The organism is Pseudomonas sp. Sample_21 (assembly GCF_004307525.1).
Taxonomy (GTDB): Bacteria; Pseudomonadota; Gammaproteobacteria; order Pseudomonadales; family Pseudomonadaceae; genus Aquipseudomonas; species Aquipseudomonas atacamensis.
The window spans coordinates 1-19,155 of record NZ_RCNZ01000122.1 but is presented as its reverse complement, the minus strand read 5'-3'; the positions used below and the strand labels follow the sequence as shown (position 1 = coordinate 19,155).

General features: G+C 60.8%; 17 protein-coding genes. 10 read left to right on the top strand and 7 right to left on the bottom strand.

What is annotated here, in order from left to right; genetic code table 11:
- Positions 1-82 precede the first annotated feature (82 nt).
- Positions 83-1,108, bottom strand: a complete 1,026-nt coding sequence (locus D8U71_RS23420) for a LysM domain-containing protein (RefSeq protein WP_130888791.1) — start codon at positions 1,106-1,108, stop codon at positions 83-85.
- A 159-nt stretch (positions 1,109-1,267) separates the two neighbouring features.
- Here D8U71_RS23420 and def point away from each other — a divergent pair, with 159 nt between their 5' ends.
- The 5 genes from def to D8U71_RS23390 all read left to right on the top strand — a co-directional run bounded on the left by def (position 1,268) and on the right by D8U71_RS23390 (position 5,943).
- Positions 1,268-1,774: a peptide deformylase gene (gene def, locus D8U71_RS23415; protein ID WP_016772378.1), complete on the top strand. Its 507-nt coding sequence runs from the start codon at positions 1,268-1,270 to the stop codon at positions 1,772-1,774.
- Positions 1,775-1,831: 57 nt separating this feature from the next.
- Positions 1,832-2,791: a methionyl-tRNA formyltransferase gene (gene fmt, locus D8U71_RS23410; protein WP_125927330.1), complete on the top strand. Its 960-nt coding sequence runs from the start codon at positions 1,832-1,834 to the stop codon at positions 2,789-2,791.
- Positions 2,788-4,098 (top strand): 16S rRNA (cytosine(967)-C(5))-methyltransferase RsmB, encoded by a 1,311-nt coding sequence (gene rsmB / locus D8U71_RS23405; protein ID WP_125927331.1) that lies wholly within the window; start codon positions 2,788-2,790, stop codon positions 4,096-4,098. The genes fmt and rsmB overlap by 4 nt, the downstream gene beginning before the upstream one ends.
- Positions 4,099-4,119: 21 nt before the next feature.
- The gene (trkA, locus tag D8U71_RS23400) at positions 4,120-5,496 is read left to right on the top strand and encodes a Trk system potassium transporter TrkA (protein WP_016772381.1); all 1,377 of its coding nucleotides are present in this window, start codon (positions 4,120-4,122) and stop codon (positions 5,494-5,496) included.
- A gap of 132 nt (positions 5,497-5,628) precedes the next feature.
- Complete coding sequence (locus D8U71_RS23390; RefSeq protein WP_130888790.1) at positions 5,629-5,943, top strand: tetratricopeptide repeat protein; 315 nt, start codon at positions 5,629-5,631, stop codon at positions 5,941-5,943.
- A 57-nt stretch (positions 5,944-6,000) separates the two neighbouring features.
- On the opposite strand, the gene D8U71_RS23385 is transcribed toward D8U71_RS23390, so the two are convergent.
- Complete coding sequence (locus D8U71_RS23385) at positions 6,001-6,888, bottom strand: lysophospholipid acyltransferase (RefSeq protein ID WP_024014955.1); 888 nt, start codon at positions 6,886-6,888, stop codon at positions 6,001-6,003.
- A gap of 41 nt (positions 6,889-6,929) precedes the next feature.
- The gene (locus D8U71_RS23380; protein ID WP_056791133.1) at positions 6,930-7,487 is read right to left on the bottom strand and encodes a DNA-3-methyladenine glycosylase I; all 558 of its coding nucleotides are present in this window, start codon (positions 7,485-7,487) and stop codon (positions 6,930-6,932) included.
- A gap of 81 nt (positions 7,488-7,568) precedes the next feature.
- Here D8U71_RS23380 and glyQ point away from each other — a divergent pair, with 81 nt between their 5' ends.
- The 4 genes from glyQ to D8U71_RS23360 all read left to right on the top strand — a co-directional run bounded on the left by glyQ (position 7,569) and on the right by D8U71_RS23360 (position 11,980).
- Positions 7,569-8,522: a glycine--tRNA ligase subunit alpha gene (gene glyQ / locus D8U71_RS23375; protein WP_003187265.1), complete on the top strand. Its 954-nt coding sequence runs from the start codon at positions 7,569-7,571 to the stop codon at positions 8,520-8,522.
- Positions 8,519-10,573 carry a glycine--tRNA ligase subunit beta gene (glyS, locus tag D8U71_RS23370; RefSeq protein ID WP_024014953.1) on the top strand — a complete coding sequence of 685 codons (2,055 nt, stop codon included), beginning with the start codon at positions 8,519-8,521 and terminating at the stop codon, positions 10,571-10,573. The genes glyQ and glyS overlap by 4 nt, the downstream gene beginning before the upstream one ends.
- A gap of 4 nt (positions 10,574-10,577) precedes the next feature.
- Positions 10,578-11,117 (top strand): D-glycero-beta-D-manno-heptose 1,7-bisphosphate 7-phosphatase, encoded by a 540-nt coding sequence (gene gmhB / locus D8U71_RS23365; RefSeq protein WP_162999871.1) that lies wholly within the window; start codon positions 10,578-10,580, stop codon positions 11,115-11,117.
- Between the two features lie 83 nt (positions 11,118-11,200).
- Positions 11,201-11,980, top strand: a complete 780-nt coding sequence (locus D8U71_RS23360; protein WP_071173920.1) for a lysophospholipid acyltransferase family protein — start codon at positions 11,201-11,203, stop codon at positions 11,978-11,980.
- Between the two features lie 170 nt (positions 11,981-12,150).
- Here the strand turns inward: D8U71_RS23360 and D8U71_RS23355 are convergent, their stop codons facing one another.
- Positions 12,151-13,686 (bottom strand): HAMP domain-containing sensor histidine kinase, encoded by a 1,536-nt coding sequence (locus tag D8U71_RS23355; protein ID WP_130888789.1) that lies wholly within the window; start codon positions 13,684-13,686, stop codon positions 12,151-12,153.
- Between the two features lie 164 nt (positions 13,687-13,850).
- On the opposite strand from D8U71_RS23355, the gene D8U71_RS23350 reads away from it, so the two are divergent.
- Positions 13,851-14,570 (top strand): response regulator transcription factor, encoded by a 720-nt coding sequence (locus D8U71_RS23350; protein ID WP_073470814.1) that lies wholly within the window; start codon positions 13,851-13,853, stop codon positions 14,568-14,570.
- A gap of 56 nt (positions 14,571-14,626) precedes the next feature.
- Here D8U71_RS23350 and gyrB read toward each other — a convergent pair whose 3' ends face one another.
- The 3 genes from gyrB to dnaN all read right to left on the bottom strand — a co-directional run.
- On the bottom strand, positions 14,627-17,044 hold the full coding sequence (gene gyrB / locus D8U71_RS23345; RefSeq protein WP_024014948.1) for a DNA topoisomerase (ATP-hydrolyzing) subunit B: 2,418 nt from the start codon (positions 17,042-17,044) through the stop codon (positions 14,627-14,629).
- A 5-nt stretch (positions 17,045-17,049) separates the two neighbouring features.
- The gene (recF, locus tag D8U71_RS23340; protein WP_016772389.1) at positions 17,050-18,153 is read right to left on the bottom strand and encodes a DNA replication/repair protein RecF; all 1,104 of its coding nucleotides are present in this window, start codon (positions 18,151-18,153) and stop codon (positions 17,050-17,052) included.
- Between the two features lie 14 nt (positions 18,154-18,167).
- The coding region (gene dnaN / locus D8U71_RS23335; protein ID WP_130888788.1) for a DNA polymerase III subunit beta at positions 18,168-19,155 on the bottom strand (988 nt) is incomplete at its 5' end.

Below are 19,155 nucleotides of genomic sequence, written 5' to 3'. Positions count from 1 at the left end.
ATGGATCATCCTTGATCGTTCTATGCTCCGAACCATTCGGAACAAGCTGTGGATAACTCTGTTGGTAACTTGTTAAGCACGCTTACGGATTTCGCACCTTGTCGAGCACCGCCAGCGAGCGTGAAGCATTGAGGACCAGGCCGTAACTGAGTTTGTCGTAGGTGCGGAACACCATCAGCAGGCCGGCGCGTTCATCGGGAATTTTCAGCGGCTGGCCGGTGATCCGGTCGCGCACGGTTTCGCCGGTTTTCATCACCGCCAGAACATTGCCTTCGGCCAGACCGTCACGTTTGCCTTTGTTCAGGGTAACCACGTCCATCACGCCGATCTGCGTAACGCCGCGTGGCACGTCAATGATCAGCCCGTCGATGGAACGCTTCGGCGCGCTGGGCATGAAAGTCGAATTGATCGAACGTTCTTCACCGCCGAACAAGCGGTCACCGAGGCGCACTTCCTGGGTGGTGCGTTGCAGGGCGAGGGTGGCGACGTCGCCTTCGGTGGCAACAACCTCGCCGCCGCCGATATCGTCGGCGTTGATGCCGAGGAATTCCTTGGTCTGCGGATCGGTGTAGACCTTGCCCTGGCGGAAGATGCCGTACACCGGCTGCTCCGGATCGAAATGGCCGCGCGCGAAGATGCGATCGCCTGTACCGCTGAGCACCCGTTCGGCATCGCCGGCGACGATGTACGGGGCCTTGTCGAAGTCTTCGGCCTTGTCGACGATACGGTTGCTCAGCAGAAAGCTGTTGATCGATTTCAGCGGAATGCTCGGAATCGCCTCAGCCACCGGGCTGGTGCGAATCCGTGGCGAGAGTTTGATGGTGCCGCGCGACTCGCCACGATGGACGGTCAGTTGCGGCTGGCCGTTGACGTAGCTGAGGGTCAGTGTGTCGCCGGGATAGATCAGGTTGGGGTTTTCGATCTGCGGATTGGCCCGCCACAGTTGTGGCCACTGCCAGGGCTCGCGCAGGTATTTGCCGGAAATGTCCCAGAGCGTGTCTCCGGAAACCACCGTGTATTGCTGTGGAAAACCATCCCTGAGTTGCACTTGCCCTTGCGACGCGCCAGCCGAAGCCAGAAGCAGCAGGGCGAGTAGTGTTTTCCTCATGCAGTGAATCCCTTTATCATGTGCATTCGCGTGAATCGTCAGAGCCCCCGTGGCTCGCTTCTGTTTTTCAGAAGCTACGCTTCACAACGGTAGCCTGCATCTTCGGACCCGCCAGGCCATCGACCCGACTTTACTCAACGTGTGCAGCAAGCGAAGCCTATGGCCATTTTAAACATCCTCGAATTTCCGGACCCGCGTCTGCGCACTATCGCCAAACCAGTGGCTGTAGTGGACGACGAAGTGCGTCAGTTGGTCGACGACATGTTTGAAACAATGTATGAAGCGCCGGGCATCGGCCTCGCCGCGACCCAGGTCAACGTGCACAAACGTATCGTCGTGATGGACCTGTCCGAAGACCGCACCGAGCCACGGGTGTTCATCAACCCCGAGTTCGAACCGCTGACCGACGAGATGGACCAGTATCAGGAAGGCTGCCTCTCGGTACCGGGCTTCTACGAAAACGTCGACCGCCCGCAAAAGGTCAAAATCAAGGCGCTGGACCGCGACGGCAAGCCCTATGAGCTGATCGCCGAAGGCCTGCTCGCGGTGTGCATCCAGCACGAATGCGACCACCTCAACGGCAAATTGTTCGTCGATTACCTGTCCACGCTCAAACGCGACCGGATCAAGAAGAAGCTGGAAAAGCTGCACCGCCAGAACGCTTGATGCCCCTCTTCAAAGGCTTGCTGCGGCAAGCCTTTTTCTTTTTATGAGACGCCTTTCATGACTGAGCCACTGCGCATTGTTTTTGCCGGTACCCCGGAATTCGCCGCCGAACACCTCAAGGCCCTGCTGAGCAGCCCGTACGAGATCGTCGCGGTCTACACCCAGCCGGATCGCCCGGCCGGCCGTGGGCAAAAACTGATGCCGAGCCCGGTCAAACAACTGGCCCTGGAAAATAATATCCAGGTATTGCAGCCGCCGACCTTGCGCAATGCCGACGCTCAGGCAGAGCTGGCCGCGCTGAAGCCGGATCTGATGGTGGTGGTCGCCTACGGTCTGATCCTGCCGCAAGCGGTGCTGGATATTCCGCGTCTGGGTTGCATCAACAGCCATGCGTCGTTGCTGCCGCGCTGGCGCGGTGCGGCGCCGATCCAGCGCGCGGTCGAACACGGCGATGCCGAAAGCGGTGTAACGGTGATGCGCATGGAGGCCGGGCTGGATACCGGGCCGATGCTGCTCAAGGTCGTCACTGCGATCAGCGCTAAAGATACCGGCGGCACCCTGCATGATCGCCTCGCCGAGATGGGGCCGCCCGCCGTGGTGCAGGCGATTGCCGGTCTGGCTGCCGGCACCCTGCAAGGTGAGGTGCAGAATGACGAACTCGCAACCTACGCACACAAACTCAACAAAGACGAAGCACGCATCGACTGGAACCGTCCGGCGGTGGAGCTGGAACGTCTGGTCCGCGCCTTCAACCCGTGGCCGATCACCCACAGCACGCTCAATGGCGAAGCGTTGAAAGTGCTGGCCGCCACCGTGGCCGACGGCACTGGCGCTCCGGGTGAAATCCTCAGCGCCAGCAAGGACGGCCTTATTGTCGCCTGCGGTGCACAAGCGCTCTGTCTGACCCGCCTGCAATTGCCCGGCGGCAAGGCGCTGAACTTCAGCGACCTGTTCAACAGCCGCCGCGAGAAATTCGCCGTCGGCAGCGTCCTCGGCGCAGCGGTGGACTCGCAATGAATCCGCGTCTGGCCGCCGCCAAGGCACTCGCTGCCGTACTCAGCGGCAAAGCCTCGCTGAACAGCTCCCTGCCGACGCAACTGGACAAGGTCGAGGATCGCGATCGCGGTTTCACTCAGGACCTGGCCTTCGGCACCGCGCGCTGGCAGCCACGCCTGTCGGCACTGGCGGAAAAACTCCTGCAGAAACCGTTCAAGGCCGCCGACGCTGATGTCGAGGCGTTGCTGCTGGTTGGTCTGTACCAATTGCTCTACACCCGCGTGCCGGCCCACGCCGCCATCGGCGAAACCGTCGGTTGTGCCGACAAGCTGAAAAAGCCTTGGGCCAAAGGTCTGCTCAACGCGGTGCTGCGCACTGCCCAGCGCGAAAGCGAGACGATCTTCGCTGAGCTGGAACGCGATCCGGTGGTGCGCACGGCCCACCCGCGCTGGCTGCAAAAATCCCTGAAGGCATTTTGGCCCGAGCAGTGGGAAGCGATCTGCGCAGCAAACAACGCGCATCCGCCGATGATCCTGCGGGTCAACCGTCGCCATCACAGCCGCGACGCTTATCTCCCACTGCTGGGCGCTGCCGGGATTGCCGCGACGCCGTGCGTTTACAGTCGCGACGGCATCGTCCTCGAAGCCGCTGCCGACGTGCGCAGCCTGCCGGGTTTCGCCGAAGGCTGGATCAGCGTGCAGGACGAAGCCGCGCAACTGGCTGCCGACCTGCTTGATCTGGCGCCGGGGCAGCGGGTGCTCGACGCCTGCTGCGCCCCTGGCGGCAAGACCTGCCACATCCTCGAAGCCGAACCGGCGCTCGCTGGCGTGGTAGCGGTGGATCTGGAAGCCAAGCGTCTGGTGCGGGTGAAGGAAAACCTCGAGCGCCTCGGCCTCGACGCTGAACTGATCGCCGCCGACGGTCGCGATATCGACAAATGGTGGGACGGCAAACCGTTCCAGCGCATCCTCCTCGATGCGCCATGCTCGGCCACCGGGGTGATCCGCCGCCATCCGGACATCAAGCTGACCCGCCAGCCCGACGACATCGTCGCGCTCGCACAACTGCAAGGCGAACTGCTCGACGCCATGTGGAAAACCCTCGAAGTCGGCGGCATCCTGCTCTACGCCACGTGCTCGACGCTGCCGACCGAGAACACCGAAGTCATCGCCGCGTTCCTCGAGCGCACCCCCGGCGCGCGGGAACTGGATCTGGCCACCGCGGCCGGCATCAAGCAGCCCCATGGTCGCCAGTTGCTGGCCCAGCAGGGCGGGCATGACGGCTTCTACTACGCCAAGCTGATCAAGATCGCCGCCGCGCGCGGCTAAACGGATTCATGGAGTGACTGGATGAAAATCATCATCCTCGGTGCGGGACAGGTCGGCGGTTCGCTGGCCGAACATCTGGCCAGCGAGGCCAACGACATCACTGTGGTCGATACCGATGGCGAGCGCCTGCGCGACCTCGGCGACCGCCTCGACATCCGCACCGTGCAGGGCCGGGGCTCACTGCCGTCGGTGCTGCGCCAGGCCGGTGCCGACGACGCCGACATGCTGGTCGCGGTGACCAACAGCGACGAGACCAACATGGTCGCCTGCCAAGTCGCGCACACGCTGTTCCACACGCCGACCAAAATCGCCCGGGTGCGCGAAGCGTCGTATCTCAATCGCGAGGAACAGCTGTTCCAGAACGAAGCGATTCCGGTCGACGTGCTGATCAGTCCCGAGCAGGTCGTGACCAATTACATCAAACGCCTGATCCAGCATCCCGGCGCCTTGCAGGTGATCGACTTCGCCGAAGGCGCGGCGCAACTGGTGGCGGTGCGCGCTTATTACGGCGGGCCGCTGGTCGGTCAGCAACTGCGCCAGTTGCGCGAGCACATGCCGAACGTCGAAACCCGCGTGGCGGCGATCTTCCGCCGTGACCGGCCGATCCTGCCTCAGGGCGACACGGTGATCGAAGCCGATGACGAAGTGTTCTTCATCGCCGCCCGCGAAGACATTCGCGCGGTGATGAGCGAAATGCGCCGCCTCGACGAAACCTACAAACGCATCGTCATCGCCGGTGGCGGACAGATCGGCGAGCGCCTGGCCGAGGCCATCGAAAGCCGTTATCAGGTGAAGATCATCGAGATGAGCCCGGCGCGCTGCCGCTACCTCTCCGACACCCTCGACAGCACCGTGGTCTTGCAAGGCAGTGCCTCGGACCGCGATCTGCTGCTGGAAGAGAACATCGCCGACGCCGATATCTTCCTCGCTCTGACCAACGATGACGAAGCCAACATCATGTCGTCGCTGCTGGCCAAACGGCTGGGGGCGAAGAAGGTCATGACGATCATCAACAACCCGGCGTACGTCGACCTGATCCAGGGCGGCGACATCGACATCGCCATCAGCCCGCAACTGGCGACCATCGGCACTTTGCTCGCCCATGTGCGTCGAGGCGATATCGTCAGCGTGCACTCACTGCGGCGCGGCGCGGCGGAAGCGATCGAGGCGATTGCCCACGGTGATGCCAAATCGAGCAAGGTCATCGGCAAGCCGATCGAGAAGATCGGCCTGCCGCCCGGCACCACCATCGGCGCGGTGATCCGCAACGAGAAAGTGATCATCGCCCACGACGACACGGTGATCGAAGCGGGCGACCATGTGATTCTGTTCCTTGTGGATAAAAAGCATATTCGCGATGTGGAGAAGCTGTTTCATGTGGGGTTGAGCTTTTTCTGAGGTTGATCGTTCCCACGCTCAGCGTGGGAATGCAGCCCGGGACGCTCTGCGTCCCATAAGCGGACGCAGAGCGTCCATTGAGGCATTCCCACGCGGAGCGTGGGAACAATCACTCAAACGAGGTTGCAAAAAATGCTCGAATCCCTGGAAAAAATGCTCGCCAAGGGTGTGGATAACGCTCTGCTGCGCTTCGGTCTGGGCAAGGGTTATCTGGACTCGGGCGAAAACGCCAAGGCTGCCGAGCATTTTCAGCGCTGTGTCGCGTTCGATCCGAAATACTCGGCAGCGTGGAAGCTGCTGGGCAAGGCGCAGCTGGCGCTAGGCGATCACGCCGCTGCGCGCCAGGCCTGGGAACAGGGCCTGGAAGCGGCCCGCGCCCATGGTGACAAACAGGCCGAGAAGGAGATGACGGTGTTCCTGAAGAAGCTCGAGCGGCAGGCGCCTTGAGCTACCGATAGCGCAAGGCGAGGCCTTCTGCACTGACCGTCATCCAAGCGAAGTTGCTCAGTACCAGCGCGCCTCGCCCGGCGGACGCTTCTTGAAGCGTTTCATGCTCCACATGTACTGGCTCGGATACGCCGCAACGTAACGCTCGACCACTTTGCTCATGGCTGCGCAGGACTCCGCGGTATCGGTGCTGTACATGGCTTCTGGCGCGGCTTCGAGAATGACTTTGTAGCCCGAGCCGTCAGGCAGGCGCAGGGCGTGCAGGAATACACCCACCGCTTTGCCGCCGGCCAGCATGTTCGGCACGAATTTGCTGGTCAGTGCCTGAGTGGCAAAGAACGGCACGAAAATCCCTGCGGATTCGGCCGGTTCCGGGTCGGCGGGGATGCCCACGGCACCGCCCTTACGCACTTCCTTGATGACGCTGAGAATGCCTTCCTTGGTCGACGCCGCGACCTTGTTGCCCAGTTGCACGCGCTGTTTGCGCAGCAATTCATCCACTGCCTTGAGCTTCGGCGGACGGTAGAAAATGATCGGTTTGCACTGGCTGCAATAGAAGTGGTTGAGCACTTCCCAGTTGCCGAGGTGGCTGGTGATGCCGACCACACCTTTGCCCGAGGCCAACGCGTCTTTCAACACATCGAGGCCTTCGACTTCGCGAACCAGATCGATCGAGCGCTGCGCCGGCCAGATCCACGCGCAGGCGCTTTCGGTCAGCGACTTGCCGATGTCTTTCAGACTCTGCCCGACCAGACGCTCACGTTCGGCCGCATCCATCTGTGGAAAACACTTGGCGAGGTTGATCCGCACCACGTCGCGGGAACGGTTGGGGGTTTTCCACATGATCCAGCCGATCGCCGAACCCACGGCCTGCACGGCCCGCCATGGCAGCAGGGCAAACAGCCGCAGAGCGCCTACCAGCAAGGCGCCTTTAAACTTTTCCACAGGTCACTCCTGATCTTTGTGCTGTGCGCGAGGCGGGCATTCTAACCGGCGTTGGCGAGCTGCGCGTAGCGGTCGCAATCCTGGGTGTGGTCCATGACCATGCCCGAGGCCTGCATCAGCGCGTAGCAAATGGTCGGACCGACGAAGGTGAAGCCGGCTTTTTTCAGCGCTTTGCTCATTGCCAGCGCTTCGGGGGTGATCGCCGGGACTTCGCTGCGATCCTTGAAATGATTGATGATCGGTTGGTCGCCCACGAATGACCAGAGCAACGCCACCGGATCCTCCAGCGCCAGCCACGCCTGGGCATTGCGCCGGGCGGCGTTGAGTTTCAGGCGATTGCGGATGATGCCCGGGTCGAGCATCAGCTCGTCGATCTCGGCGTCACTCATCTGCGCTACGCGCTGCACATCGAAGCCGAACAGCACCTGACGGTAACGCTCGCGTTTGCGCAGCACAGTGATCCACGACAACCCGGCCTGGAACCCTTCGAGCAAAAGCAACTCGAACAAACCCTGCGCATCGCGCAGCGGCGTGCCCCACTCCTGATCGTGATAAGCCATGTACAGCGGATCTTCGGTACACCAAAAGCAGCGTGGCATAAGGCTCCAGGGGGCGTGCGCAGCAACGAATCGGGTATACTCCCGCTCTTTAAATCGCAGCCCAAGAAACAGGTGAATTTCGTGAGCCAGCCTACGCCAGCCGTGCGTACCTTCCAAGACTTGATCCTCGCGCTCCAGCAATACTGGGCCGAGCAAGGTTGTGTGGTACTTCAGCCCTACGATATGGAAGTAGGCGCCGGCACTTTCCACACCGCGACCTTCCTGCGCGCCATCGGCCCGGAAACCTGGAACGCCGCGTACGTGCAGCCAAGCCGCCGTCCGACTGACGGCCGTTACGGCGAAAACCCGAACCGTCTGCAGCACTACTACCAGTTCCAGGTAGTCCTGAAGCCGAACCCGGACAACTTCCAGGAACTGTACCTGGGCTCGCTCAAGCATGTCGGCCTCGACCCGCTGGTGCACGACATCCGCTTCGTCGAAGACAACTGGGAATCGCCGACCCTCGGCGCCTGGGGTCTGGGCTGGGAAGTCTGGCTCAATGGCATGGAAGTCACCCAGTTCACCTACTTCCAGCAAGCGGGCGGCATCGAGTGCTACCCGGTGACCGGCGAGATCACCTACGGTCTCGAGCGTCTGGCGATGTACCTGCAAGGCGTCGATTCGGTCTACGACCTGGTCTGGGCTGACGGCCCGTTCGGCAAAGTCACCTATGGCGATGTGTTCCACCAGAACGAAGTGGAGCAGTCCACCTACAACTTCGAACACGCCAACGTCGACAAACTGTTCGAGTTGTTCGACTTCTATGAAAGCGAAGCCAAGCGCCTGATCGAACTCGACCAGCCGCTGCCGTTGCCGAGCTACGAAATGGTGCTGAAGGCGTCGCACACCTTCAACCTGCTGGATGCGCGCCGGGCGATCTCGGTGACCGCGCGTCAGCAATACATTCTGCGCGTACGCACCCTGGCGCGTTCCGTTGCGCAAGCCTACCTGCTGGCCCGCGCCAAGCTGGGCTTCCCGATGGCGACCCCGGACCTGCGTGACGAAGTACTGGCCAAGCTGGAGGCTGCACAATGAGTGCGCAAGATTTTCTGGTTGAACTGGGCACCGAAGAACTGCCACCCAAAGCCCTGAACACTTTGGCTGATGCGTTCCTCGCCGGTATCGACAAGGGCCTGCAAGCCGCCGGCCTGAGCTACGAAAGCAAAACCGTGTATGCCGCGCCACGTCGTCTGGCCGTGCTGATCACTGCGCTGGCTACTCAGCAGCCGGATCGCAGCATCAACCTCGACGGCCCGCCACGTCAGGCCGCGTTCGACGCTGATGGCAATCCGACTCAGGCCGCCCTGGGCTTCGCCAAGAAGTGCGGCGTCGAGCTGAGCGAAATCGACCAGAGCGGTCCGAAACTGCGCTACAGCCAGAACATCGCCGGCAAGCCGACCGCGAGCCTGCTGCCGACCATCGTCGAAGATTCGCTGAACGACCTGCCGATCCCGAAACGCATGCGTTGGGGTGCGCGCAAGGAAGAATTCGTGCGTCCGACCCAATGGCTGGTGATGCTGCTCGGTGATCAGGTCATCGACTGCACGATCCTCGCACAGAAGGCTGGCCGTGAATCCCGTGGTCACCGTTTCCACCATCCGCAAGCCGTACGCATCGGTTCGCCGTCGAGCTACCTCGCCGACCTGCGTGCCGCTTACGTATTGGCCGATGCCAACGAGCGTCGCGAGATCATCAGCAAGCGCACCGAAGAGCTGGCCACCCGTCAGGAAGGCACGGCGATCGTTCCGCCGGCATTGCTTGACGAAGTGACCGCGCTGGTCGAATGGCCGGTGCCGCTGGTGTGCTCGTTTGAAGAACGCTTCCTCGACGTGCCGCAGGAAGCGCTGATCACCACCATGCAGGACAACCAGAAGTACTTCTGCCTGCTGGATGCCGACGGCAAGTTGCTGCCACGTTTCATTACCGTGGCCAACATCGAAAGCAAAGACCCGCAGCAGATCATCGCCGGTAACGAGAAAGTGGTGCGCCCACGCCTGACCGACGCCGAGTTCTTCTTCAAGCAGGACAAGAAGCAGAAACTCGAAGACTTCAACCTGCGCCTGCAGAACGTGGTGTTCCAGGAAAAACTTGGCAGCGTCTACGACAAGGCCGAGCGCGTATCGAAACTGGCCGCGTACATCGCCGCGCGCATCGGCGGCAACGCCTCGTGGGCTGCCCGTGCGGGCCTGCTGTCGAAGTGTGACCTGGCCACCGAAATGGTCGGCGAGTTCCCGGAGATGCAAGGTGTCGCCGGTTACTACTACGCCCTCAATGACGGCGAGCCACAGGATGTCGCGCTGGCACTGAACGAGCAGTACATGCCACGCGGTGCCGGGGCTGAATTGCCGGCGACCCTGACCGGTGCAGCTGTCGCCATCGCCGACAAGCTCGACACTCTGGTCGGCATCTTCGGTATCGGCATGCTGCCAACCGGCAGCAAAGACCCGTATGCCCTGCGCCGTGCGGCACTGGGCGTGCTGCGGATCCTGATCGAGAAACAACTGGATCTGGACCTGAACGACGCCGTGGCTTTCGCGGTGAATGCGTTCGGCGGCAAGGTCAAGGCGGCCGGTCTCAACGAAGCCGTGCTGGAATTCATCTTCGACCGCCTGCGTGCGCGTTATGAAGACGAAGGCGTCGACGTCGCCACCTACCTGTCGGTACGTGCACTGAAGCCGGGTTCGGCGCTGGACTTCGACCAGCGTGTGCAGGCGGTGCAGGCCTTCCGCAAACTGCCGGAAGCGGCAGCGCTGGCGGCGGTGAACAAGCGTGTGTCGAACCTGTTGAGCAAAGTCGAAGGCTCGGTACCGACCGTGGTCGAAGCCAAGTATTTCGACAACGCCAACGAGTTCTCGCTGTATTCGGCAATCCAGCAAGCGGATCAAGCCGTGCAGCCAATGGCCGCGGCGCGTCAGTACAACGAATCGCTGGCACGCCTGGCGGCACTGCGCGAGCCGGTCGATGCGTTCTTCGACGCGGTGATGGTCAATGCCGACGATGCCAATGTGCGAGCCAACCGTTACGCGCTGCTGGCGCGTCTGCGTGGCCTGTTCCTCGGTGTTGCCGACATTTCGCTGCTGGGTTGAGGGATTGCTGTTGAAACTGCTGATTCTCGATCGTGACGGCGTGATCAATTACGACTCCGATGCCTACATCAAGTCGGTGGAGGAGTGGATTCCGCTGCCCGGCTCGATCGAAGCGATTGCGCAGTTGAGCAAGGCCGGCTGGACGGTGGCGGTGGCCACCAACCAGTCGGGCATTGCTCGCGGCTACTACGACCTCGCCACCCTCGAGGCCATGCACGCGCGCCTGCGCGAGCTGGTCGCGGAGCAGGGCGGCGAAGTCGGTCTGATCGTGTATTGCCCGCATGGCCCGGACGAAGGTTGCGATTGCCGCAAACCGAAACCGGGAATGCTGAAAGCCATTGCCGAGCATTACACGGTGCCGTTGACCAACGTCTGGTTCGTCGGCGACAGCCTTGGTGACCTGGAGGCCGCCAAAGCCGTCGATTCACAGCCAGTTTTGGTGAAGACCGGGAAAGGCGAAAAGACTCAGGGCAAAACCCTGCCGGTTGGCACTCTGATTTTTGACGATCTGGCGGCGATAGCCGCAGAACTTATCCACAACTAGAGTACTTCTGAATTTCCTGGCCAGGGATTGCTCGGGAGTGCGCTTGAACAGTCGGGCATTGCCCCGTAACGGTAACCGTCGCCATGTCGATACTGCGGGCCTTCAGAATCTTTCTTTTCTACCTGCTGCTGGGCACAACAGCGTTGCTGTGGTGCAGCCTGAGCTTTTTTATCGCGCCGTTTCTGTCCTTCAAGGCGCGCTATCGTTTCATCAACGTGTACTGGTGCCGTTGCGCCCTGTGGCTGACCAAGGTGTTCCTTGGCATCCGCTACGAAATCAAAGGCGCGGAAAACGTGCCGGACCGGCCCTGCGTGATTCAATCGAACCACCAGAGCACATGGGAGACGTTCTTTCTCTCCGCTTATTTCTCGCCATTGAGCCAAGTACTCAAGCGCGAATTGCTTTACGTGCCGTTCTTCGGCTGGGCCATGGCCATGCTGCGCCCGATCGCCATCGACCGCGACAACCCGAAGGCAGCGCTCAAACAAGTTGCGGCCAAAGGCGACGAGCTGCTCAAGGACAACGTCTGGGTGCTGATCTTTCCCGAAGGCACACGAGTCCCCTACGGCACCGTTGGGAAGTTCTCCCGCAGTGGCAGCGCGTTGGCGGTGAATGCGGCGCTTCCGGTGCTGCCGATTGCACACAATGCCGGCAAATTCTGGCCAAAAATCGGCTGGGGCAAACAGGCCGGAGTGATCACCGTGGTCATTGGCGAACCGATGTATGCCGAAGGCAGCGGGCCGCGCGCCATCGCTGATCTCAATGACCGTGTGCAGGCGTGGAACGAGAAGACCCAGCGCGATATGGGCTCGCTGCCACCGGCGCCACAGGCACCGGCCGCGAGTGATCAACTGGCTGTCTGAATTTTGTGGATAACCTGTGTACGCTTTTGCTTCAAAAGTCCGTGATCGTTTTGTAACTTATTGATTTTCATCGATATTTTTAAATCGATAAGTTAAACGAAATCCGTGCATAAGTTTTATTCGGATGTAAAAAAACCGGTCGTTATAGCCGGTTTTTTTGTGCCTCTTTTTCATTCAGAAATCAGCGGCAAATCGATGCGGAATGTGGTTCCCGCGTCGACCACGCTGCGACACTCGATTGTGCCGTCATGATGATCAATCACGGCTTTGACCATCGACAGACCCAGGCCCACACCGTCGATGCCCTGGGCGGAGGAGAAACGCCGATACTGGCTGAACAGGTCAGGCAATTCATCGGCGGCAATGCCCTTGCCCTGATCGGACAATTCGCAGCGCAGCCACTGCCCATCACAGCTGACCGTCAGTTGCACCGTGCTGTCTGCCGGGCTGTACTTGATCGCGTTTTCCAGCAGGTTGAACAGGGCGCGAGTCAGCAATCCCTGATCGGCCAGAATCAGCCGCTCCTGACATTCCTCATCAACTTTGTTGAGCAGCTCGATGCGTTTCTGCTGGGCGATGGGCAGGGCCTGATCGAGGACGTCCAATACCAGCATCGCGAACAATGTCGGGCAGAACTGATAGGTCTCGGACTCAGCCCGCGCCAACAAGACAAAACCATCGGTCAGATCCAGCGCGCGGCGCACCTGACGCTCAATCTGCTCGAATAACGGCGCATCAGCGCCGGCCTGATGACGATGCACATCCAGCAGGGCGAGGATCGCCGAATGGGGGGCGCGCAGGTCGTGGGAAAGAAAACGCAGCAGCACGCCGCGCTGCTCCTCGGCCGCACGCTCGGCACTCAAGTCCGTCAGGCTGAGCAGCCAACCGATTGGCGTATCGCCGTCGACCGGCAGCAGCGCCGCTCTTTCCAGGCGCAGACTGCGCTCTTTGTGATCGCGAAATTCCAGCAGCGGCAGGGTGGCCAGCGGCGGTCGCGGCGCTGTGGATAATTCCGGATAGCCGAGCCGCGCCAGTTGCTCGAGTACGTCATCGCCCACCAGCGAATCTTCGAACAGTTCGCGCGCCTTGCGATTGCCCAGCAGAATCTTGCCCAGCGGATCACTGATCAGCGTCGCCACCGGCAGGTATTCCAGGCCATCGGCAATGAACCGCCGGGTGTCGCGGGTGCGGCTCATGGCTTGTTCGAGCGCCATGATCTGGCCCTGCAAACGGTCGGCACCGGTGAAGCGGGTCCGGCGGCGTTCTGGGAAGACTTTCGGTTCGCTGTCCAGACGTGCCAGCTCCCAGCCGAAATAGGTCAGCACCACGCTCAGGCGTCGCCAGTTCCAGATCAGGTAACCGAACAACATCCCCAGCGCTGCTGGCGTTGGCGACCACCAGTAGCGGACTTCGGCCAGGAGGGCGCTGGCAATCAGCGCACAGGCCATGCCGATCAAGGTGACCCACAGCGCCCAACGCGGCCGCCACAGCAACAATCCCAGCACACCCGCGACCATCGCCACGGACAACAGCGCGCCGGGCGCTGGCGAGGGATTATGCAGATTGATCTGGGCGCGATGAGACAACAAGGCAGTCAGCGGCAACAGCACTAGACTTATCCACAACCACTCGCGCACCAGCCGGCGGAACAGACGCTGGACCTGGCTCGGCTCACGACTTTCACGTCGGCGTTGAGTGTTATGCATGAGGCATAGGGCAGGGCAGTGGGAATGGTTTCATAGGTCTCAGGTCTGAGGCGTAGACCCGAAGAATCATAGCGGACGTCGACCACCGACGGGCTGCTTCTTTCATCGCGGCCGGGGAGTCGTTATTGTCGACATCCCAGCCCCAGCGACAAGGAACACCGCCGATGCGCGTTGCCATTCTGGACGACGAACCCGCCGAACTGCGCCGGGTCGAGCAAACCCTGGAGCAAATGGCCGAAGCTGGCGAACAGCCGTGGTCGCTGCACAGCTTCGAGCGCGGCGAAGACTTGTTGCGCCAGTTGCGCCGGGAAACCTTCGACCTGTTGATTCTCGATTGGCAACTTCCTGATCTCACGGGCCTGGCACTGCTGCGCTGGACCCGCGAACACATGGACGCGCCACCCGCTGCAATCATGCTCACCAGCCGCGATGGCGAGAGCGATATCGTTCAAGCCTTGAATGCCGGGGCCGACGATTATGTCAGCAAGCCGTTTCGCCCCAATGAGTTGAAGGCGAGGGTGGCTGCGGTATTGCGTCGGCATAGCCAACCGCGCAGCGCGGCGGGCGAAATACAGACGTTTCACGATCTGACTTTCGACGACGCCGAACTGACCGTCACCCGTGAAGGCAAACCGATCCTCATGACCGAACGCGAATACCGCTTGGCGCGCTGCCTGTTCAGCAACCTGGGGCGGCCATTGTCGCGGGATTATCTGTACGAGCGCTTCTGGCCGAACGAAGAGACGACTTCCTCGCGGCCACTGGATACGCACATCTACCGATTGCGCAACAAGCTCGGGCTGACAGCGGATCGGGGTTGGCAGTTGCTGACGATTTATGGGTATGGGTATCGGTTGGAGAGTGTCGGCACTGGGAATGAGTGAGGCAAAAAAAACCCCGGCATTGGCCGGGGTTTTTCATGAGCGGGTAGCAATCAGGATCAGAAATCCAGGTTGGAAACCGCCAACGCGTTGCTTTCGATGAAGTCTCGGCGAGGTTCGACCGCATCACCCATCAGGGTGTTGAAGATCTGGTCTGCCCCGATGGCGTCTTCGATGGTGACTTTCAGCATGCGGCGCACGCTTGGGTCCATGGTGGTTTCCCACAGCTGATCAGGGTTCATTTCGCCCAGACCTTTGTAGCGCTGGATGGTGTGGCGCTTGGTGCTTTCGGCCATGAGCCAGTCGAGGGCTTCCTTGAACTCGGTAACGGCTTTCTTGCGCTCGCCACGCTGGATGTACGCGCCTTCGTCGAGCAGGGTGCTCAGTTGCGCGCCCAAGGTGACAACAGTTTTGTAGTCGTTGCTGCCGAAGAAGTCGCGGTTAAAGGTGACGTAGTTCGACAGGCCGTGGGAGATCAGTTCGACCTCTGGCAGCCAGACGCCACGTTCACGGTCTTCGCGCAGGCTGGCCTTGTAGACCAGGCCGGACTTCTCGTTGGTGCGCAGGCGGACTTCGTACTGGGCCAGCCACTCTTGCATTGCTGCGTGGTCGCCAAGGGTTTCGAGGCTGACGGCCGGCAGGTAGATGAAGTGCTCGGTCAGCTCCTGTGGGTACAGGCGCGACAGACGCTTGAGGGTCTTCATGACCATGCGGAAGTCGTTGACCAGACGTTCCAGCGCTTCACCGGAAATGCCCGGGGCTTCTTCGTTCAGGTGCAGGCTTGCATCTTCCAGGGCCGACTGCGTCATGTACTCTTCCATGGCGTCGTCGTCTTTGATGTATTGCTCTTGCTTGCCTTTCTTGACCTTGTACAGCGGTGGCTGGGCGATGTAGATGTAGCCACGCTCGATCAGCTCCGGCAGCTGACGGAAGAAGAAGGTCAGCAGCAGGGTGCGGATGTGCGAACCGTCGACGTCAGCATCGGTCATGATGATGATGTTGTGATAGCGCAGCTTGTCGATGTTGTACTCTTCGCGACCGATGCCGCAGCCCAGCGCGGTGATCAGCGTGCCCACTTCCTGGGAAGAGATCATCTTGTCGAAACGCGCTTTCTCGACGTTGAGGATCTTGCCCTTCAACGGCAGGATCGCCTGGGTCTTGCGGTTACGTCCCTGCTTGGCAGAACCGCCCGCGGAGTCACCTTCCACCAAGTACAGTTCGGACAGCGCCGGATCTTTTTCCTGGCAGTCGGCGAGCTTGCCCGGCAGGCCGGCGATGTCCAGCGCGCCTTTGCGGCGGGTCATCTCACGGGCCTTGCGCGCAGCTTCACGGGCACGGGCGGCGTCGATCATCTTGCCGACTACCAGCTTGGCTTCGTTCGGGTTCTCCAAGAGGAAGTCGGAGAAGTATTTGCCCATCTCCTGCTCGACCGCAGTCTTCACTTCGGAAGACACCAGCTTGTCTTTGGTCTGCGAGCTGAACTTCGGATCCGGCACCTTCACCGAAATGATCGCGGTGAGGCCTTCACGGGCATCGTCACCGGTGGTGGCGACTTTGTGCTTCTTCGCCAGACCTTCCTGCTCGATGTAGTTGTTCAGGTTACGCGTCAGTGCCGAACGGAAGCCCACCAGGTGGGTGCCGCCGTCGCGCTGCGGAATGTTGTTGGTGAAGCACAACAGGTTCTCGTTGAAGCTGTCGTTCCACTGCAGGGCGATTTCCACGCCGATGCCGTCTTCACGCTGGATGTTGAAGTGGAACACCTGATTGACCGCGGTCTTGTTGGTGTTCAGGTATTCAACGAACGCACGCAGGCCGCCTTCGTACTTGAACAGCTCTTCCTTGCCGCTGCGCTCGTCCTTGAGGACGATGCCGACACCGGAGTTGAGGAAGGACAGTTCACGAATGCGCTTGGCGAGGATGTCCCAGCTGAAGTGAATGTTCTTGAAGGTTTCGCTGGAAGCCTTGAAGTGGATCTGGGTACCGGTGGTTTCGCTGTCGCCAACGATGGCCATCGGTGCCTGAGGCACGCCGTGAACGTAAGTCTGTTCCCAGATCTTGCCACTGCGGCGAACGGTCAGTACCAGCTCTTCGGACAGTGCGTTCACTACCGAAACACCTACACCGTGCAGACCGCCGGAAACCTTGTAGGAGTTGTCGTCGAACTTACCGCCAGCGTGGAGGACGGTCATGATGACCTCGGCGGCGGAAACGCCTTCCTCTTTATGCACGTCTACCGGGATGCCACGACCGTTGTCTTTAACGGTGATGGACTCGTCCGGGTGGATGATGATGCTGATGTCGTCGCAATGGCCGGCGAGGGCTTCGTCGATCGAGTTGTCGACCACCTCGAACACCATGTGGTGCAGACCGCTGCCATCGTCGGTGTCACCAATGTACATACCGGGACGTTTGCGTACGGCATCCAGGCCTTTCAGCACTTTAATGCTCGTTGAGTCGTACGTATTTTCTTCGCTCAATGCCTTCACTCCCGATGGTCGTGGGTCTGGGTGATACGGCCCTGTTCCACGTGGAACAAAGCGACTGGCGTTTCCGTCTGCCAGCCTTCCCTCAGTAATTCGTGATCTACACAGGTGATGAACACCTGGCAGCGTAAGTCTTCCAGCAAGCGGCACAGCGCGCGACGGTGGCTCTCGTCCAGCTCGGACGGCAAGTCATCCACCAGATAAATACACTGTCCGCGGCGGGCCTGGCTGACCAGGTGCCCTTGGGCAATCCGTAGTGCACAGACCACAAGCTTCTGCTGACCCCGGGACAGGATGTCCGCGGCATTGTGTGCGCCCAATCTGAGACGCAAATCAGCTCGTTGCGGTCCGGCCTGGGTGTGCCCCATCTGCTGGTCCCGTTGCACGGAACCGGCGAGTACGGCGCTCAATTCGCGGTCCTTGTCCCAGCCTCGGTAATAGCTGAGCGTCAAACCCTCGAGCTCAACCAGTTCGCTCAAGGTCTGTTCGAAGACCGGTTTCAAGGCTGTGATGTAAGCGCGGCGGTATTCATCGATTTCAGCGCTGGCCTGGCACAGTTCCCTGTCCCAAACCGCTTGCGAAACGGCGTCAAGTGTACCATGCCGCAGCCAGGAGTTTCTCTGGCGCAGCGCCTTCTGCAAACGCTGCCAAGTGGCCATGAAACGCGGTTCAACGTGGAACACACCCCAGTCGAGAAACTGCCGGCGAATCTTTGGCGCTCCTTCCAGCAGACGGAAGCTGTCCGGGTTGATCAACTGCAACGGCAGGATCTCCGCCAGCTGCGCAGCGCTACGGGCGTTCTGGCCATCGATGCGAATCTGGAACTCGCCCTGACGGTCGCGAGAAATCCCCAGCGCACTGTGCCCGCCTTCAGCCAGCTCAACCTGACCAAATACAGTACAGGCGAGCTGTTCGTACTGAATGACGGGCAACAGCCGCGTGCTGCGAAACGAACGGGCAAGCCCCAGCAGATGAATGGCTTCCAGAACACTGGTTTTGCCGCTGCCGTTGGCGCCGTAAAGAATGTTGATGCGGGGGGAGGGGGAGAAGGTCACCGGGTGCAGATTGCGCACCGCGGTGACCGAAACACGACTTAACGACATTCAGGATCAGCTGATTACAGACGCATCGGCATGACAACGTAAGCCGAGTCGTCATTGTCGGACTCTTGCACCAGCGCACTGCTGTTGGAGTCGGACAGGATCAGGCGAACCTGCTCAGTGGTCATCACGCCCAGCACGTCGAGCAGGTAGCTGACGTTGAAGCCGATCTCCAGCGAGCCGCCGTTGTATTCAACACCCACTTCCTCTTCCGCCTCTTCCTGCTCCGGGTTGTTGGCCTGGATCTTCAACTGACCGCTGGCCAGCTGAAGACGGATACCGCGGTACTTCTCGTTGGACAGAATCGCCGTACGGCTGAAGGCTTCACGCAATGCCTGACGATCGCCGAGTACCAGTTTGTCGCCACCTTTCGGCAGGACGCGCTCGTAATCCGGGAATTTACCGTCGACCAGTTTCGAGGTGAAAGTGAACTCGCCCGTGGTGGCGCGGATGTGATGCTGACCGAGGACGATGCTGACATTGCCGTCCGGCTCGGTGAGCAGACGCGCCAGTTCGAGGATACCTTTGCGCGGTACGATCACCTGATGACGATCCGGCTGACCGATATCGGCCTGCATCGAGCACATCGCCAAACGGTGACCGTCGGTGGCCACGGCGCGGATCACACCAGCGGAAACTTCCAGCAACATGCCGTTGAGGTAATAACGCACGTCCTGCTGGGCCATGGCGAAGCTGGTGCGTTCGATCAGACGACGCAGTTTGCTCTGCTCCAGGCTGCACGTCAGTGAGCCCGGGCCTTCTTCAACAGTCGGGAAATCGTTGGCCGGCAGGGTCGACAGGGTGAAGCGGCTGCGGCCGGCCTTCACCACCAGTTTCTGCTCGTCGACCTTGATATCGATCAGCGCGTCGTTGGGCAGGCTTTTGCAGATGTCCATCAGCTTGCGCGCCGGCACGGTGATAGAGCCAGTTTCGGCCGGCTCTTCGAGTTCCACACGACCGACCAGCTCGACTTCCAGGTCGGTACCGGTCAGCGACAGTTGCTGG

Coding starts and splice junctions, on each gene's coding strand:
- D8U71_RS23420 (WP_130888791.1), bottom strand. CDS start 1,108: ATGAGGAAAACACTACTCGCCCTGCTGCTTCTGGCTTCGGCTGGCGCG.
- def (WP_016772378.1), top strand. CDS start 1,268: ATGGCCATTTTAAACATCCTCGAATTTCCGGACCCGCGTCTGCGCACT.
- fmt (WP_125927330.1), top strand. CDS start 1,832: ATGACTGAGCCACTGCGCATTGTTTTTGCCGGTACCCCGGAATTCGCC.
- rsmB (WP_125927331.1), top strand. CDS start 2,788: ATGAATCCGCGTCTGGCCGCCGCCAAGGCACTCGCTGCCGTACTCAGC.
- trkA (WP_016772381.1), top strand. CDS start 4,120: ATGAAAATCATCATCCTCGGTGCGGGACAGGTCGGCGGTTCGCTGGCC.
- D8U71_RS23390 (WP_130888790.1), top strand. CDS start 5,629: ATGCTCGAATCCCTGGAAAAAATGCTCGCCAAGGGTGTGGATAACGCT.
- D8U71_RS23380 (WP_056791133.1), bottom strand. CDS start 7,487: ATGCCACGCTGCTTTTGGTGTACCGAAGATCCGCTGTACATGGCTTAT.
- glyS (WP_024014953.1), top strand. CDS start 8,519: ATGAGTGCGCAAGATTTTCTGGTTGAACTGGGCACCGAAGAACTGCCA.
- D8U71_RS23360 (WP_071173920.1), top strand. CDS start 11,201: ATGTCGATACTGCGGGCCTTCAGAATCTTTCTTTTCTACCTGCTGCTG.
- D8U71_RS23355 (WP_130888789.1), bottom strand. CDS start 13,686: ATGCATAACACTCAACGCCGACGTGAAAGTCGTGAGCCGAGCCAGGTC.
- D8U71_RS23350 (WP_073470814.1), top strand. CDS start 13,851: ATGCGCGTTGCCATTCTGGACGACGAACCCGCCGAACTGCGCCGGGTC.
- recF (WP_016772389.1), bottom strand. CDS start 18,153: ATGTCGTTAAGTCGTGTTTCGGTCACCGCGGTGCGCAATCTGCACCCG.